At 33.6% G+C, this 15,718-nt stretch carries 15 protein-coding genes and 2 pseudogenes; 15 read left to right on the top strand and 2 right to left on the bottom strand.

Going from position 1 to position 15,718, the window contains the following annotated elements:
- The first annotated feature begins 77 nt into the window (after positions 1-77).
- The 13 genes and pseudogenes from C564_RS0119000 (at position 78) to C564_RS0118940 (ending at position 12,690) form a co-directional block, all read left to right on the top strand.
- The gene (locus tag C564_RS0119000) at positions 78-626 is read left to right on the top strand and encodes a cysteine hydrolase family protein (RefSeq protein ID WP_018766414.1); all 549 of its coding nucleotides are present in this window, start codon (positions 78-80) and stop codon (positions 624-626) included.
- Positions 627-826: 200 nt separating this feature from the next.
- Positions 827-1,945, top strand: coding sequence for a GAF domain-containing sensor histidine kinase (locus C564_RS0118995; RefSeq protein ID WP_018766413.1), 1,119 nt, complete (start codon positions 827-829; stop codon positions 1,943-1,945).
- Positions 1,946-1,959: 14 nt separating this feature from the next.
- Positions 1,960-2,595, top strand: a complete 636-nt coding sequence (locus C564_RS0118990) for a response regulator (protein ID WP_026008626.1) — start codon at positions 1,960-1,962, stop codon at positions 2,593-2,595.
- Positions 2,596-2,607: 12 nt separating this feature from the next.
- On the top strand, positions 2,608-2,790 hold the full coding sequence (locus C564_RS0118985; protein WP_018766411.1) for a hypothetical protein: 183 nt from the start codon (positions 2,608-2,610) through the stop codon (positions 2,788-2,790).
- A gap of 196 nt (positions 2,791-2,986) precedes the next feature.
- Positions 2,987-3,151, top strand: a pseudogene (locus tag C564_RS0118980) (MurR/RpiR family transcriptional regulator); the annotation flags it as partial.
- A 343-nt stretch (positions 3,152-3,494) separates the two neighbouring features.
- Positions 3,495-4,043, top strand: coding sequence for a helix-turn-helix domain-containing protein (locus C564_RS0118975; protein WP_018766409.1), 549 nt, complete (start codon positions 3,495-3,497; stop codon positions 4,041-4,043).
- A 38-nt stretch (positions 4,044-4,081) separates the two neighbouring features.
- On the top strand, positions 4,082-5,431 hold the full coding sequence (locus tag C564_RS0118970; RefSeq protein ID WP_018766408.1) for a tyrosine-type recombinase/integrase: 1,350 nt from the start codon (positions 4,082-4,084) through the stop codon (positions 5,429-5,431).
- A 5-nt stretch (positions 5,432-5,436) separates the two neighbouring features.
- On the top strand, positions 5,437-7,572 hold the full coding sequence (locus tag C564_RS0118965) for a site-specific integrase (RefSeq protein WP_026008624.1): 2,136 nt from the start codon (positions 5,437-5,439) through the stop codon (positions 7,570-7,572).
- Positions 7,544-8,017, top strand: a complete 474-nt coding sequence (locus tag C564_RS0118960) for a hypothetical protein (protein ID WP_018766406.1) — start codon at positions 7,544-7,546, stop codon at positions 8,015-8,017. The genes C564_RS0118965 and C564_RS0118960 overlap by 29 nt, the downstream gene beginning before the upstream one ends.
- Before the next feature lie 137 nt (positions 8,018-8,154).
- On the top strand, positions 8,155-8,892 hold the full coding sequence (locus tag C564_RS0118955; protein ID WP_018766405.1) for a class I SAM-dependent methyltransferase: 738 nt from the start codon (positions 8,155-8,157) through the stop codon (positions 8,890-8,892).
- Positions 8,893-9,452: 560 nt separating this feature from the next.
- Positions 9,453-10,594, top strand: a pseudogene (locus tag C564_RS0118950) (DUF3994 domain-containing protein).
- Between the two features lie 612 nt (positions 10,595-11,206).
- The gene (locus C564_RS0118945) at positions 11,207-11,743 is read left to right on the top strand and encodes an NADPH-dependent FMN reductase (RefSeq protein WP_018766403.1); all 537 of its coding nucleotides are present in this window, start codon (positions 11,207-11,209) and stop codon (positions 11,741-11,743) included.
- A 152-nt stretch (positions 11,744-11,895) separates the two neighbouring features.
- Positions 11,896-12,690 carry a glyoxalase gene (locus tag C564_RS0118940; protein WP_018766402.1) on the top strand — a complete coding sequence of 265 codons (795 nt, stop codon included), beginning with the start codon at positions 11,896-11,898 and terminating at the stop codon, positions 12,688-12,690.
- Positions 12,691-12,755: 65 nt separating this feature from the next.
- On the opposite strand, the gene C564_RS0118935 is transcribed toward C564_RS0118940, so the two are convergent.
- On the bottom strand, positions 12,756-13,178 hold the full coding sequence (locus tag C564_RS0118935; RefSeq protein ID WP_006094749.1) for a DUF1801 domain-containing protein: 423 nt from the start codon (positions 13,176-13,178) through the stop codon (positions 12,756-12,758).
- A 158-nt stretch (positions 13,179-13,336) separates the two neighbouring features.
- Complete coding sequence (locus C564_RS0118930) at positions 13,337-13,549, bottom strand: hypothetical protein (protein WP_003197440.1); 213 nt, start codon at positions 13,547-13,549, stop codon at positions 13,337-13,339.
- Between the two features lie 551 nt (positions 13,550-14,100).
- Here C564_RS0118930 and C564_RS0118920 point away from each other — a divergent pair.
- Together C564_RS0118920 and C564_RS0118915 are read left to right on the top strand one after the other, a co-directional pair.
- Positions 14,101-14,658, top strand: coding sequence for a YdcF family protein (locus C564_RS0118920; RefSeq protein ID WP_006094751.1), 558 nt, complete (start codon positions 14,101-14,103; stop codon positions 14,656-14,658).
- Positions 14,659-14,761: 103 nt separating this feature from the next.
- Positions 14,762-15,715 (top strand): ABC transporter ATP-binding protein, encoded by a 954-nt coding sequence (locus C564_RS0118915; protein ID WP_018766400.1) that lies wholly within the window; start codon positions 14,762-14,764, stop codon positions 15,713-15,715.
- Positions 15,716-15,718: the final 3 nt, after the last annotated feature.

The following is a 15,718-nucleotide window of genomic DNA, read 5'->3' as shown; positions in this document are numbered from 1 at the left end:
GTCGAATAAAATATATTGCGTCGTAAAAACACGTTTTCTATTGTTTAGCGTGAAACGAGTAGGGAGGAGAATGAGTGATGAAACGTGCTCTTATAAATATTGATTATACATATGATTTTGTAGCAGAAGATGGTGCTTTAACGTGTGGAAAGCCGGGACAAGATATTGAACAGCATCTTGTAGCGATTACGAAGCAGTATATTGAAAACGGAGATTATGTTGTGTTTGCCATTGATAAACATGAAAAGAATGATTCCTATCATCCTGAGACACAATTATTTCCACCACATAATATAGCGGGAACAAAAGGAAGAGATTTATACGGAGAGTTACAAAAGGTGTATGAAAAATATCAAGACAATGAGAATGTATACTATATGGACAAAACACGTTATAGTGCTTTTGCTGGAACGGACTTAGAAATGAAACTAAGAGAAAGAGGAATACAAGAAGTCCACCTTGTTGGTGTATGTACGGATATTTGTGTTCTACATACAGCAGTGGATGCTTATAATAAAGGATTTCACATCGTTGTACATGAAAAAGCAGTGGCTTCTTTTAATGAACAAGGACATGAGTTTGCAATTGGACACTTTAAGTCTTGTTTACATGCCGAAGTGCAGTGAAGAGAAACAAAAATGCGGGATAAAAGGAATGGAACAATACTTAGACGGCTCTTGGTCGTTCGGAACTGCAAGATTAGTAAACAAATACAACAAATCGAAAAGTTATTGATATAGAGTGAAGAAGCTGATACATTCAGCTTCTTTTTTAATTTATAGTATTTAGAAATTTCTTAATGTTATAATGGTAGTTGGTGATGAACATGAATTATGATGAAAAGCAAATGCGCCGGTTAGAGGCGTTAAAAGAAATTGCAGAGTTGTTAAATGAGGCAACTGATTTACAGGAAATGTTGGAAAAAGTATTACATACATTATTGCAAGTTATGAATTTACAAACAGGTTGGATTTTTTTTATTGATGAAAAAGGAACGCATCGTATGCTTGTTGATAGGAATTTGCCACCAGCACTCACATGGCGGGAAAAGAAGCCGATGTGTGAAGGAGATTGTTGGTGCGTGAATCGATTCGTAAATGGACGTTTAGAAAAGGCAACAAATATCATTGAGTGTAAACGAATTGAAGATGCTATTGAATATAATTGGGGAGAGACCGAAGAGATTACACACCATGCGACGATTCCTCTTCGTGCTGGCAGCGAGAAGTTCGGTTTATTAAATGTTGCTTCACCTCATAAAACACATTTTTCAGAAGAAGAACTAGCGTTATTAGAGGCGATTGCATTCCAAATTGGAACAACGATACAACGAATTAGGCTAGTTGAGAAAGAGCGCAAATATGTAATTGTAGCGGAGAGAAATCGACTCGCACGTGATTTACACGATTCGGTGAAACAATTGCTATTTTCTATTATGTTAACTGCTAGAGGGACTCTTGATATGGCAAAGGACAAAGAATTACAAGAGATGCTCCGTTACATAGGGGAATTATCGCAAGTAGCGCTGCAAGAGATGACATTATTAATTTGGCAATTACGGCCAGAAGGATTAGAAAAAGGGCTTGCAGAAGCAGTACAGAATTACGGAAAGCTATTAGGTATTCAAGTAGCAATTCGAATTGATGGAGTTATTTCAATTGGTGATGAAATAGAAGAAGTACTGTGGCGTGTGAGTCAGGAAGCCTTACATAATTGTAAAAAACATGCTTCATGTGAGAGAGTATCTGTTAGCTTGAAAATAGAAAATAATAAGTTGAACTTTCAAATTGAAGATGACGGCATTGGGTTTATTAGAGAAACAGTGAGAGATTCAGCACTTGGTTTAAAAAGTATGAAAGAACGAATTGAATTGATGAAAGGAACATTTCGAATAAGAACGAAACCGGGACAGGGGACAAAGATTGAGATTCAATTACCGGTTTGAAAGGGAGAAACACATTGAAAATTAAATTATTACTTGTAGAGGATCATCATATTGTGCGAAGGGGACTTGTATTCTTCTTAAAAACGAAAGAGGAATTTGAAATTATAGGAGAAGCAGAGAATGGGGAAGAGGCGTTAGCGTTTGTTCGAAAAGAAAGGCCAGATGTAGTATTAATGGATTTATCAATGCCGAAAATGGATGGAATTGAAGCGACAAAAAGATTGAAGCAATATGATGCGACAATTAAAATCCTTATGTTAAGCAGTTTTTCAGAGCAAGATTACGTTCTTCCAGCGATGGAAGCTGGTGCGGATGGTTATCAACTAAAAGAAGTACAGCCAGATCAACTTGTTGCTTCTATTATTGCTGTACATCAAGGCAATGCAAATTTCCATCCGAAAGTAACGCCTGCTTTGTTAGGACGACCGGCAGTGAAAGAGGAAAAAAAAGATAGTTTTTCTATGCTGACAAAAAGGGAAAAAGAAGTATTGCGTGAAATTGTGAAAGGAAGAAGTAATAAAGAAATTGCAGCAGAGCTTCATATTACAGAACAGACAGTTAAAACACATGTTTCAAATGTACTTGCTAAATTAGAAGTAGATGATCGGACGCAAGCGGCTTTGTATGCTGTGAAAAATGGTGTTGTATAGGAAGATGTTGAGGTGCCAGTAGCTATACGCTCGTATGAACAAAATTGTTTAAATCTATCCGAATGTGTAGGAGAATACATAACAGAAAACAATGAAGCGATTCAGATTACAAGTTCAAATAACCAATTCTATGTTACGATTCCAAAACGTTACGGAGTATTATATAAGTTTAAAATTTTGCCTAGTCGCATGTAAAATGAAACGATAACATGCCGTACTACATATATTGATGAAGAGGTAGAAGTCAATATAAGAACAGGATTATTACGGTATAAAGACGTCACTGCAAAATATACAAAAGCATATAAAATACATAACAATATCCAATAAAGATTTTTCTTCTTTCGATAATTAGGTACGATAGAGCTACTATGGAAGGGGAAGATACATCATGTCTGGTACAAAAAGTGGAATAGGAAAGATTCGGGCTTCATTAAATGGTTTATCACCGAAGCTTCGAAGTATTGCTGAACATACTATTAAACATCCGCAAGATGCTGTACATAAATCAATTACGGAATTAGCTGAAGTTACTAGTAGTTCAGAAGCGACTATAGTTGTTGTTGTTGCTTTGGAATAAAGTTTGATAAAAATGAAGTCACAAACCTTTATTTAACAGCAACAACAAAAACTCCATTTTGAAAAAAAGATTGATCTACTCTGTAAAATTAAAGACAAGTGATTGTAACTCTTTATATACAGAGTAAGTGTTTGTCTTTAATGTCAGACATTAAATAAAAATTAAGTACATCACTTATATATAGTGGTGTACTTTTTTTGTTTATTAGACCTCTAAATGACCTCATTTACTACCACAACTATGTAATAAAGTTAATTATTCACAGCAACAATTGTGTTGTACTATAATAGGAACATACATTCTTATGAGGGGTGTTGTAATGACAAAAATATATTCAGTAAAAGAGGTAGCTGAAATCCTAGGAAAGCACGAGGAAACAATAAAACGGTGGCTTCGTTCTGGTAAACTACCTAATTCATTTAGAAATAGCGACAAAGAAGGATGGAAAATTCCTGAAAGTGACTTATTAAATTTAAAAAAAGTTGTTGATCCCGCCGGAACAATTGAACAACCAGAAGTGAAATCTGATGTCGAAGAAACAGAGTTAGTTAAATTGGCATATGAAGCTGTTACCCTTACTTCTCCTAACAATGATATTTTATCTGTTCTTTCTATTATAGGAATTAAACGAACGTTGGAGATACTCCTTATAATGCAGCAATCGACAACAAAAGTTAAAAATCCTGACGGATTTATTAAAAAAGCAGTTCGTGAGAACTGGAGTCCCACTTCTGTTCCTGTAAAGTTACCAAAAACACAAAGTAAAAGATTATATGATTTATCACAGCAGGACATCAGTAATGTAACAAATTCAAATAATGAACCTTATAAGCGAAGGGTTCCTTTTTATAATTGGCTTGAAGAATAGGTAATTAACAATATGTAATAAAGTAAGTAGGTGATTTTATGACAAAATATCAGTATCACTATTGCCCCGAAGGGATTGAAAGTCGCTATGAATTATTGGTTTTTAACGGTAAAAATGAGCCATTTCTTCCTTTGATAGAACATTACCACGATTGTATAGGGAGAATAGACAAAAGCTTTGCCCTTTCGTATTTGAATTGTCTGCTTCCTTTCTTTAGGTGGCTAGACGATTCAAGTAACTTCCAGGGTAAACGAATTCAGTGGAATGAACCTCCTGAAACAATACGAACAGCTGTTGAAGATTATTTAATGAATGAAATGGGGTGTAAAGTTCGTGAAAAAGACACCTTTCGATTTGTTAATCGTACAAGCAAAAGCCCTAATACGGTAAACCGTTTTCTATCGGCGTTGAAATCATTCTATAAATCTCTTATTCGATTAAAGCAGTATAATTATTCAAATCCTTTAATCGATTCTTATGCGATTTTAGATGAATATAAAAGTCAAACCGAAGGTGTAAGAAAGGATAAACCTCGTATGCCATCTGAAGCTGGAACGGAAGATGCTATACCACATAGAAGGCTAACGGATTCATATTTTAAGCTAATTAATGAAGAGTGGCAGCCTGAAATTATTGATGATCCTTACCTTCCTTCTCAGGTCTATCAAGCAGGGAAAAAGGTGAACTGGTCACTGAGGGAATTGGTTATAGCTCGTATGCTTTTTGAAACAGGAGCAAGAGCATCAGAGGTTATAGAATTAACTATTGGCGATTATCGCTCACGTAAAAGTTTTCAAGAAGCCAGTGCGTTTAATAAAGGAAGTCACGGCAAAAGAGTGAAATTTATTCGATTTAGCAAAAATACTGTAAAGTTGTTGATGCGATACATCAATAAAGAGCGTGTGAAGTATGACGAGTTACAACGAGCCTTTGATACATTGCCAGATGATACTCCTATATTCCTTACGGAACTTGGAACACCCTTTTCATATGAAGCTTGGTATTACCACTGGAGCAGGGCTATAGAAGAATGCAAGATTAAGTTAAATCCGCATAAAACACGACACTGGTTTGTTACCACTAGGTTACGAGAGATATATAACACTTCCAAAACAGAAGCTGAAATTAAACAAAGGACAAATGAACTTATTAAGTACATAAAGTGGAAAAATGCAGATACCATAAAAGTTTACGAACATTATTTTGATGAAGAAAAGAATCGTGAAGCTCACGATCAAATGTTGGAAAATATGGCAGAGTCAGAAAAAGAGTATATGGAGCAAAAAAAACACCGCCGAAAGAAAAAGCCTACTCTAACAGCTGTGGAAAGCATCAAAACTGTTGAATTAGATCCTGATCTACAAGACTTTTTAGATGGATTGGAGTGATTACACTGACAATATCAACCCGTATACCTCAATCACCTTTTTACGAGAAACTATTGGGTAAAGTTGATGAACAACTATTGCATTTTTGTGATGCAAGAGACGTTTTTTTACTAGACAAAATGGATGAAAGATATTTGAAATACTATATTAATAAAATGGTAGACAAGCCTTGGAACAACCATTTATTCCTTGCTTTGTTAGTATTTAAAGAAAGAAATTTAAATGTTGAAACGATTGTAACTATGATTCAACATATTAACTCACGGTTGAGAGATTTGTTTATTTACTTTAATTTGACTGATTGGGAAGAATATGATGTTGAAACACATATGTATCAATACTTTAAAGGTTCTATTTTAAAACAACACTCAGATATTGCTAGGGCTGAATTTTTAACTAGGTACAGAACTTGCTCTTACACAACAAAGAAATGGGTTTTAACCAAAATACTTAATGAACAACAAGAATACTTTCATCGATTTGTATTTCCAATGCCAACTTACGATTCAAGAGAGTTTTCTTTTACTAAAGCAGCGAAAGAACAAGCTCAAAACACTCGTAAGAGTGAAACAGATGCTATCGTGCCTTTTCTTCCTCAAATACGAGCAGAAGGACATTTTCGTTGGAATCAAATAACTCGACTGCGGCAAACCTATTTAAAAGTCTGTGAGCAAGCAAAAACACCAAATGTAGTTCTGCCCTTAGATTTCTATTACGATGAACCAGAACGGGTCGGTGAACGCTTTTATTTTCGTCTGTGGGACAAGCCTTCGTTTGTATTAAGTCATAAAGAACAATTTAATGCTTCCACTTTAAAAGCAGCACTTAATCGTAAAGGAGTTTATTCAGAGGAAAACAATCATTACTTCGTAGAGTTTATTAAAGCAGAACGGTTGGAAGATGATGAGGAAGCCGAAGGTCTATGGTTTATAGAGCTATTTGAAAATAATCTTATTGGACAGTGGTTTCAAAATTTGAATGATAATGAGTTAAAACATAAACGAGACCTTCTTTTTTTATGGGGCTATGGAAGAGATAATTCTAATAGTAATCCTGAACCCTTTAACTCCAAACATAAAGGAATACTCACATCAAGCACCTTTGTTTCTCTCCATAAAGACAAAACCGAAGGTATTTTGTTTGATGTAGAACCTATATATGCAGCAGCGACCTTCGGTTTATTGGCATTAGATATATGTACTACTACTGGCACCAGAATAAATGAATTATTACAAATTAGTAATACAAAGGAATGTATCCGTACAGTTAAAGTTGATAAAAAATTGCGTTTTTCTTTTTACGCTATTCCGAAAGGTCGTGACGAATTAGAAGCTTTTTATATCAGCGAACAAACAATAAAAATAATACAATCGGTCGGGCTTATGTTAAGAAATCATTATGGTACTGATAAAATACCAAGTGTGAAATATCGAGGAGTTCGGAAACATCTATTTCCTAAACCTAAACCATATTTTTTTCAGTATCACAATAAAGCATTAGGAGAATTTGGAGTTTGGTCATCTCTCCGTTTTTTATTACACGGTCAACATATGGAAACACAAGAAGGTAAACCTGTTGTAGTGAAAACACACCTTTTACGGCACGCTTTTGCTACCGAAGCTGTTCAGCGACAAAAGTTACCGATAGACATTGTAGCAAAGATATTACACCAACGAGATGTAGGTGTAACTGGTTATTACTCTGAGCCTACACCAAGCCAAGTGGCTCAATCAGTAAGTGATTTACACGATGTTACATCTGATTATATCGATATTGATGAAGCTGTATTGCGAAATCCTGAAGAACTTGAAAAAGAGCTTGAGGAGTATAAAGAAAAGGTTGGCGTGTTCAATAATGTTATAGGCGGAACGTGTGTCACAGATCACGTCTGTCCAATTAAAATGGCGTGTTTAGGTTGCCAAGCAAAAATCCCACAACCTGAAAAGAAACACGAAGTATTAGAGGTTATTGAGCTATCGAAAGATATGGAGAAACGATATAGTGCAATGAATTTAACAGTTGAAGTTAAGAAAGCAAAAGCGATGCGAAAACACGCACGTAATGAATTGAAAGAAATAGAACTCATTGAAAAGTATAGGGAGGAACAAAAGTATGAGCCAGACATTCAATTCAAAAAATGAACCAGTTTGGCTTAAAGAAAGTCATCAAAGGCGTAGCAATCGTTCAGTACAAATAGGTAAACAATCAATTGATCAATTGATTAAAAAAGGCCATCCTATCACTTATACAACAATTGCTGAACAATCGAAAGAAATTGATCCCGAAGGGAAAGGAATTCATCCAAACACTATCCGTTCAAACGAACATTTATATGAGTATTACAAGCAACATAGTAAAACTCATAAGCAAAAAATGAATAGCAAAAATAATACATTTAACCGTTCAATTACCACCGAGAATATTGAATTTCATAAAATAAAACCAAACCGTAATCTAAATAATCTCCAAAAGAAATATATGAAATTATCTAAGAAAGAACTTGCCCAAAGGCTAATTCTTGCAGAAGAATATATTGCAGAAAATAACACTAAATGGGTTTCGAGTTACTTCGAATCATTTAAATAGGTAATGTACGGAAAGGTATCACCTATTCTTATTAAACTAACGGGGCAGGTTAGTTTAAGTGTATTTTGGTTAATATAGGAATTTTCGGATGCCCCCTAGAATATAAAAAATATAGATTGTATTATAGGAGGTATATAATGAAACAAAACATTTATGATAATCCGTTTTTCTTTAAAAAGTATAAGTCATTACGTGAAACTGGATTCAGCTTTAATGATTTTGTTGAACAGCCAGCAATTAAATCTATAATTGCTAATCTTACAGATAAGTCTGTATTAGATTTGGGATGTGGAACTGGTCATTTTTCTATGTACTGTGTAGAAAATGGTGCCGCGAAAGTTATAGGAGTGGACATCTCAAGAAATATGATTGAACAAGCTGAAATGTATAACAAAAACGAAAAAATAGATTATATGTGTGTACCAATAGAAGAACTTAATTTGCCAAATCAAAAATTCGACTTAATAACAAGTTCTTTAGTTATACATTACATAGAAGATTACTCACATCTAATTAAGAAAATAAGAGGTCTGTTAAAAAATGATGGTGAATTTATCTTTTCAACAGAACATCCAATAGTAACAGCTCGAAAGGAAATGAATAATTGGTTTGAAGATAATAATGGAAACAGATTGCATTGGGCATTAGATAATTACCAAGAAGAAGGAAAAAGGGAGGAACATTGGTGGATAGATGGTGTTGTTAAATATCACAGAACAATTTCAACATTAATTAATACTCTTATAGACAACGGTCTTGTAATTGAGAAAATTATTGAGCCAGAGTCAACTCCAACAGGATTAGAAAAAATGCCAGAATTAATAAATGAAAAACGGAGACCATCTTCTATTATCATTAAATCAAGAAAATATTGAGATTGAACCCTCGTTGATTAACTACTGGCTTTATTTTTAAAAAAGAGTAAAATCTTTTTCTAATTTTAAAAATAAGATTGTGAAGAAATACACTTAAAGTAACGGGTGCTTTAGTACAACAACATTACAATTTCTTGTTGTAGTAAATGGGGTCATTTGTAGTACAAAAAAAGGATAGATAGAGCATAATTTATTCTGCTCTATCTATCCTTTATAATTTACCCCTTAAATGTCTGACATTAAATAAAGATATAATGTTATTAAGGGTTTTAAGAAATATCTTGACTTTTAATAAAAAAAATGGAGTTACTCTTTTTAACTAAGTATGAGATTTTTATAAAAAAGTTTAATCAAAACTCACTTAGAATCTTTTACTTGAAGGAATAAAGCATCGCATCTTTTTTATGAACATCGTTAATTTAGAATGAATTTTGACCATATCTGTAATTACTTGTAAAATGTTATACATATAAAGGTATTTTAGGATAAATATAGAAGTGGTATGTTTTTTAGTTTTAAAGGGGCTAAAGCGCATCTATTTTATGTTTTGAGAGGGAGAATTGGAAAATCATATGAAGAATTTTAAAAAAGTACAGGTGAAATTTTACTAGCATCTGGATTAGTAGTTTCTATGTCAGCTTGTAGTGTAACTAGTTTATTTGGAGACAAAGAAAAAACAAATGCTGAATCTAGTAAACAAGAAAGTAAGGAAACTAAGACAGAAGGAACAAGTTCAGCTAAGTCAGAAAGTAAATCATCTGAAACAAAGGAAAAATCAACTAACTCGAAAGAAGAAAGTAAAGATGTTCAAATGGTTCGAGTTTTAGCAGAAGATTATCCACAATTTATGATAGACATTGAGAAAGATTTAGTAAGACGTTTAGATTACTATGATTCTTCTGTAAAAGATTATGATAAAGGAAGTAAGTCAAAAGCAGAAGTTATAGATGCTCTTAAAGACTTAAATAAAGTATTTGATAAACTGGAACATATAGATGCTCCTTCTAAGTACAAGAACGACCATAAAGAAGTACTAAAAGCTGTTACAAGTTTAAGGGAAACTTTTGGGCATATAGAAAAGGTAATTAATGATAAAGACTCTAATAGTGATTCTATTAGAACAAGTGTTGATAAGGCAAACAATTCTCTAAGGGAAGCCAAATCACATTGGAAACCTGTATTTGATAAATTAAAGACAGAAGTTAATGGTGGTTCGACTTCAAGTAGTTCTTCTAGTAGTTCTGATTCAACAAGTTTAGCTAGTGTTAGTCAGACTAAGACATCTGATAGCCAAGCTAAAACTGGTATATTTGAAGGTACTACAATTGGTACACAAGAAGAAAGAGATATGCAGTATAAAAACGTGCAGAATAACCTCAAAGACGGTACTGAAATCATCGGTAATTGGGGTATTGATTTTGGTAACGGAGTAAAAACTACGCTAGTACTAAAAGGTGACAAAACATTTGTTACTTATGCGAATGGTTCTTATCCAAGTGAAGATAACATTTTATCAGGAACATATAAAGTAGATGTTAATGCAAAACAGGTAATGTTAGTAGTCGATAAAGCAAAGAAAGACGGGCAAGAAGTGAAGGTACAAACTAGCTTTGTATCTTATAAAATAGAAAACTACGATGGTAAAACGTTACAAATTTATCACATGGACGATAACATTCATATTCGTTATGTAAAACAATAAATAATTAGCAAAAAACTCTGTAAAATGATTTTTACAGAGTTTTTTTTGTTAGTTCTAATTTATTATAAACGATCAGACTTTTTTTAAAAATTATCAAACTTTATTTCAAACCCACAACAATACGATGAGCAAATTGTTGGTTTGGAATAAAGTTCAATTAAAATCGTTCTACAAATGTTGATTTTACAATAGAAGAAACCGACCCGTTTTGAAAAAAAGATTAATCAAAATGGATGGGTATAATTTTGTGAAGGAGTTATTTTTTTTTAAAAAGTTTGATTAAAACTCACTTAGAATTCTTTAATCGAAAAGGAATACAACGGTGCAACTTTTTTGTAAACGGTATAACTTTCTTTAAAACGGTACATCTTTTTTATAAACAGTACGACTTTATTTCAAAGCTACAGTTGTTTCAGCACTTTGAAATCAGTTCGGCGGACACGCTGTTGTAAAGAATGATTAATTGATATATCAGGAACTCATACGAAAGTATGAGTTCTTTTTGTATTTCTCATACTATTTTCTCAAAGCTTTTCCCTCTTTTTACTGTTTTTTGTGTAGAATTTTCTGATAGTATAGAAGTAGAACTTAAAACAAAGGGGAGAAATAAACATGAAATTAGTTGTAATTAACGGAACACCACGTAAATTTGGTAGAACACGTGTCATTGCAAAATATATTGCAGAACAATTTGAAGGAGAGTTATATGATTTAGCAACAGAACAATTGCCTTTATATAACGGTGAAGAATCACAACGTGAACTAGAAGCGGTAACTAAATTAAAAACAATAGTGAAAGAAGCTGATGGTGTTGTCCTTTGCACACCTGAATATCATAATGCGATGAGTGGTGCGCTCAAAAATGCATTAGATTTCTTAAGTAGCAGTGAATTTGTCCATAAACCAGTTGCTTTATTGGCGGTTGCAGGCGGCGGAAAAGGCGGTGTAAACGCGCTTAATAGCATGCGGATTGTCGCGCGAGGCGTATATGCAAATGCGATTCCAAAACAAGTTGTACTAGACGGTTTATACGTACAAGATGGTGAACTTAGTGAAGATGCAAAACCATTAATTCATGATCTTTTCAAAGAGTTAAAAGCATATATGAGCGTGTATAAAGAAGTGAAAAAGCAATTAAGGGTTGAGTGATAATTTTTTAGAGGGCAATGTTCTATTATTCATTGCCTCTAGCACCTTTGTGAAAACGATTTCAATCAATAAGGTCCAAAGAATAGTGATATAAATAGAAGAATTTTTAATAAAATTGATTTTATGTATGGAAATTAAGGTGGTGAATAAGGATGATTACACATTTTTCAGAGCTGAGATTACAGACAGTATCTATTCAAGGCGTAGAACAAGTATATGGAGAACGCCTCGGGATCCCAATTTTATTAAAAACGGATAAACAGATAAGTTTTCGATTAGCGCCACATGTAACTTTATCTTTTGAAGAAGCATATGAGCCAATTTCACCTGCTCATTTTGCTTTTCAAGTACCATTTTCAAAATTTTATGAAGCAGCAAAACGGATTCAGGAATCTGGTTTGCTTATTGTAAAATGGGAAGACGGTCATGACATTGATGAAGAGGATAATCGATTAAATTTATATTTTCGCGATGGGGATGGAAATCTTCTGGAGATTATTGCACATAAATATATTGATGAAGGTGTTTTAGTTCCACATACACCTTTAAACATTCTTTATATGAGAGAAATAGGTTGCCCAGTTGAAAATGTACCTATATTTAGAGAATGGCTAAAATCTAATTTATGCATGAAAACATTTGAAGATGGTGGAATTTTAAACTTTATGATTGGTGGCACAGCCCATATTGTTGCAAGTTGGAAGGGGAGAACTTGGATTCCAATTGCAATGAAAGCTTTGCCTCCAAAGATACATGTTTCATTTGGAACACCAAGTCTACACTTCATACAAAAGGTTCAGAATCATCTAAGACAAAATGATGTACCTTGTCAGTTTAGTAAGAATGAACTATCGTTTGTTCAAGAAGGATATTCTTTTTCTATACAACATACTCCGCATTTTAAAGCTGATATTCCTAATAAGTTAAATTTGCCACTTTCTATTTAAGTGGTATTTTTTTGACTTGTATTCAAAACACCTGTTGCTTCATTCGTTTAATTGCTATACACATATTAACGATCTGGATACGTTTCTTGTAAAAAACCGACAGATTGTTTAATTAATGCTTTTAGAACATTAAGATCAATATCTGCTACTTTATTAATGTATATACACGCTTTTCCAGATGTATGTTTTCCAAAGTCTTTTAATAATTCTTCTCGCTTAGGGTCACCCGTCGCAAAATATAAACTAATCTTGGCTTTACGAGGGGAAAAGCCTACTAATGGTGCATCTCCTTCATGACCAGATGCATATTTATAGTGGTATGTACCAAATCCAATTATGCTTGGTCCCCACATCTTTGCTGGATAACCTGTTGTTTCAGTAAAGATATCTAATAACTGATATGCGTCTTCTCGTTTTTTTAGGCTGTCAACATTTTCAATAAACTCGATTACACTATTGTTGGTTTCTGTTGTTTTGAGTTTATACATAATAGAATCGCCCCCTTTTTAGATATAGGTTTTATCGCATATTTCATTATAATACATAGTTTGAATCGAAGTTACAGAATCTCATGTATTCTTAAAAGAAATAAAAACTTTTGAATAAAAATTTACTTTCTCTTTTCATCCTTAAAAATAACACAAAATTATTTCATTTCATCTAACTTACCTTTTTTTCTAAGTAAATCGGCTTTTGTTATATCTCTAGAAATAATAAATAGAAATAAGTTAACCAAGACTAAAATGACATCTATACAAATGACCCAAGAATCACTTTTTATAAAAGAATTAGTCATAACCAATATTAATAAGCTAATTCCTGAAATTAAACGTACTTTGTTTTGTCCTATTTTCAACATAAAATCATCTCCTTTTCACCATATTACAATATTCTTATTGTATTTAATATATATTAAATTATAAGCATGTAATGAATGCACTAAATGTAACCTTTTATCCCGAATAAACGGGAAGGAATATCCTCACCTCAAGATGCAGAGAGAAATAAGGATGTTAGGTGGGAGATCAACTGCCCGTAAAAGTCCGATTGGTGAGGGCTAATAATCAGTGTGGGAAAGAAAACCCCACTGATTAAAGTTTCACTTTATCTTGATATCCCAAAAATAAAAAATACTCTTGAAATAAGGAGAAACTTCCAATAAATCCATTGTATGACGAGAGAGAAAATACAAAATCTATAAAGGAACCATATAAAAAGAGGATGTGAAACAAAATGGGAAAAACGAAAGCGTTAGGATCAGCGAAACATAAAGGAAATCAAACTCAGTGTCAAACATCTTCTAAAAAAGGGCGTAATGCTCAAAACGCAGGACAACGTAGTCACTAAAAAATACTTCTGTCTCCCTTTCTTTTTTTATATAATATAAAGAAAGGGAGTGTAAGCTTATATATGAACAAATGGATACTACTTGTTATCTTATTATTTCCACCATTATGCATAATGTATATGACATATCGAATGAAAAAAGTTGCCTGTGAAAAGTTAAGTGATAACGCTCCATATGTATTAATTTTAGGTGCAAAATTATTTGGGGATAAACCTTCTTTATCTCTTCAAAATCGACTGGATGTAGCCTTAATGTATTTAAATTCTCATCCGGAAACAAAAGTAATTGTATCTGGAGGACAAGGTGAAGATGAGGACATTCCTGAAGCACATAGCATGCGAAATTATTTAATAAAACATGGAATTGAAGAGAATCGTATTTTCATTGAGGATCGTTCGACAAGTACTTATGAAAATCTAAAGTTTAGCATGGATTTATATCATGTAATGCACGCGGTAGTTGTGAGTAATACATATCATCTATATCGAACAAAAATTATTGCTAAGCGTTTAGGAATGCAGATGGAGTCACTCGCGGCACCAACGCCAAGGCGTTCAGAGAAGAAAGCATATATACGTGAATATGCAGCAATTATTAAAACAGTATTATTCGATCATTAGAGCTCAAGTAAGGGCTCTTTTTTCGTGAATAAAAAGCGTATCATTTGAAAAGAAGGAAAGATTCTATCAGAATGAAAGAAACAATAATAAGGGAGTTGTATTTGTGATTCGATTTAATCATGTGTCAAAAGCATATGAAGATGGTACAAAAGCAGTAGATTCATTACATTTAGAAATTAAAAAAGGAGAGTTTTTTGTCCTTATCGGTCCGAGTGGTTGCGGAAAAACAACAACGATGAAAATGATTAATCGTTTAATTGAAACGACAGAAGGTTCCATCTCTATCGATGGAAAAGACATCCAAGATTACAATATTCATGAACTGCGTTGGGATATCGGGTACGTTCTGCAACAAATTGCATTGTTTCCACATATGACAATTGCTGAAAATATTGCGATTGTACCTGAAATGAGAAAATGGAGTAAAGAAAAAGTTCGAGAGCGTGTGGATGAGTTACTTGATATGGTTGGATTAGATCCAGATGTATATCGAAGTCGTATGCCTGATGAATTATCTGGTGGACAGAAGCAACGTGTGGGAGTGGTAAGAGCACTGGCTGCTAACCCGAAAATCGTTCTCATGGATGAACCATTTAGCGCGCTAGATCCATTAAGCCGAGAACAGTTGCAAAAGGATATTGTAGAATTACAGAAAAAAATTCAAAAAACAATCGTGTTCGTGACACATGATATGCAAGAAGCGTTAACACTTGGTGATCGTATTTGCGTGATGAGAAAAGGAAAAATCGTTCAATTAGATACACCGGAAGGAATCATACATAACCCAGTAAATGATTTTGTAGAAGAATTTATTGGAAATCGTGTTCGCCCTTGGTATGAAGGGAAGAGCATTGAAAATGTGTTGCCACTTGCGAGTGATAGAAAAGTAGACAATGATGTTTTACCTCTATCTCTGCATGCTTCACTACAAGAGGCGTTGATTCGTTTGGAAGCAGAAGAGGCAATCCCGATTGAAAGAGAGGGGCAATACGTGGGGACATTAACGAGCCGTCATATTGTGGCATATTTGGCTGGACAAATGAAGGAGAGGGGGTAAACC

The organism is Bacillus sp. 105MF (assembly GCF_000374885.1).
Lineage (GTDB): Bacteria > Bacillota > Bacilli > Bacillales > Bacillaceae_G > Bacillus_A > Bacillus_A pseudomycoides.
The sequence above is the reverse complement of the archived record's forward strand: the minus strand, read 5'-3'. Positions and strand labels throughout refer to the sequence as shown.

Bases quoted from the DNA above. Each gene is read 5' to 3' on its own strand.
- C564_RS0119000 (WP_018766414.1), top strand. From the start codon at position 78: ATGAAACGTGCTCTTATAAATATTGATTATACATATGATTTTGTAGCA.
- C564_RS0118995 (WP_018766413.1), top strand. From the start codon at position 827: ATGAATTATGATGAAAAGCAAATGCGCCGGTTAGAGGCGTTAAAAGAA.
- C564_RS0118975 (WP_018766409.1), top strand. From the start codon at position 3,495: ATGACAAAAATATATTCAGTAAAAGAGGTAGCTGAAATCCTAGGAAAG.
- C564_RS0118970 (WP_018766408.1), top strand. From the start codon at position 4,082: ATGACAAAATATCAGTATCACTATTGCCCCGAAGGGATTGAAAGTCGC.
- C564_RS0118960 (WP_018766406.1), top strand. From the start codon at position 7,544: ATGAGCCAGACATTCAATTCAAAAAATGAACCAGTTTGGCTTAAAGAA.
- C564_RS0118955 (WP_018766405.1), top strand. From the start codon at position 8,155: ATGAAACAAAACATTTATGATAATCCGTTTTTCTTTAAAAAGTATAAG.
- C564_RS0118945 (WP_018766403.1), top strand. From the start codon at position 11,207: ATGAAATTAGTTGTAATTAACGGAACACCACGTAAATTTGGTAGAACA.
- C564_RS0118940 (WP_018766402.1), top strand. From the start codon at position 11,896: ATGATTACACATTTTTCAGAGCTGAGATTACAGACAGTATCTATTCAA.
- C564_RS0118935 (WP_006094749.1), bottom strand. From the start codon at position 13,178: ATGTATAAACTCAAAACAACAGAAACCAACAATAGTGTAATCGAGTTT.
- C564_RS0118930 (WP_003197440.1), bottom strand. From the start codon at position 13,549: ATGTTGAAAATAGGACAAAACAAAGTACGTTTAATTTCAGGAATTAGC.
- C564_RS0118920 (WP_006094751.1), top strand. From the start codon at position 14,101: ATGAACAAATGGATACTACTTGTTATCTTATTATTTCCACCATTATGC.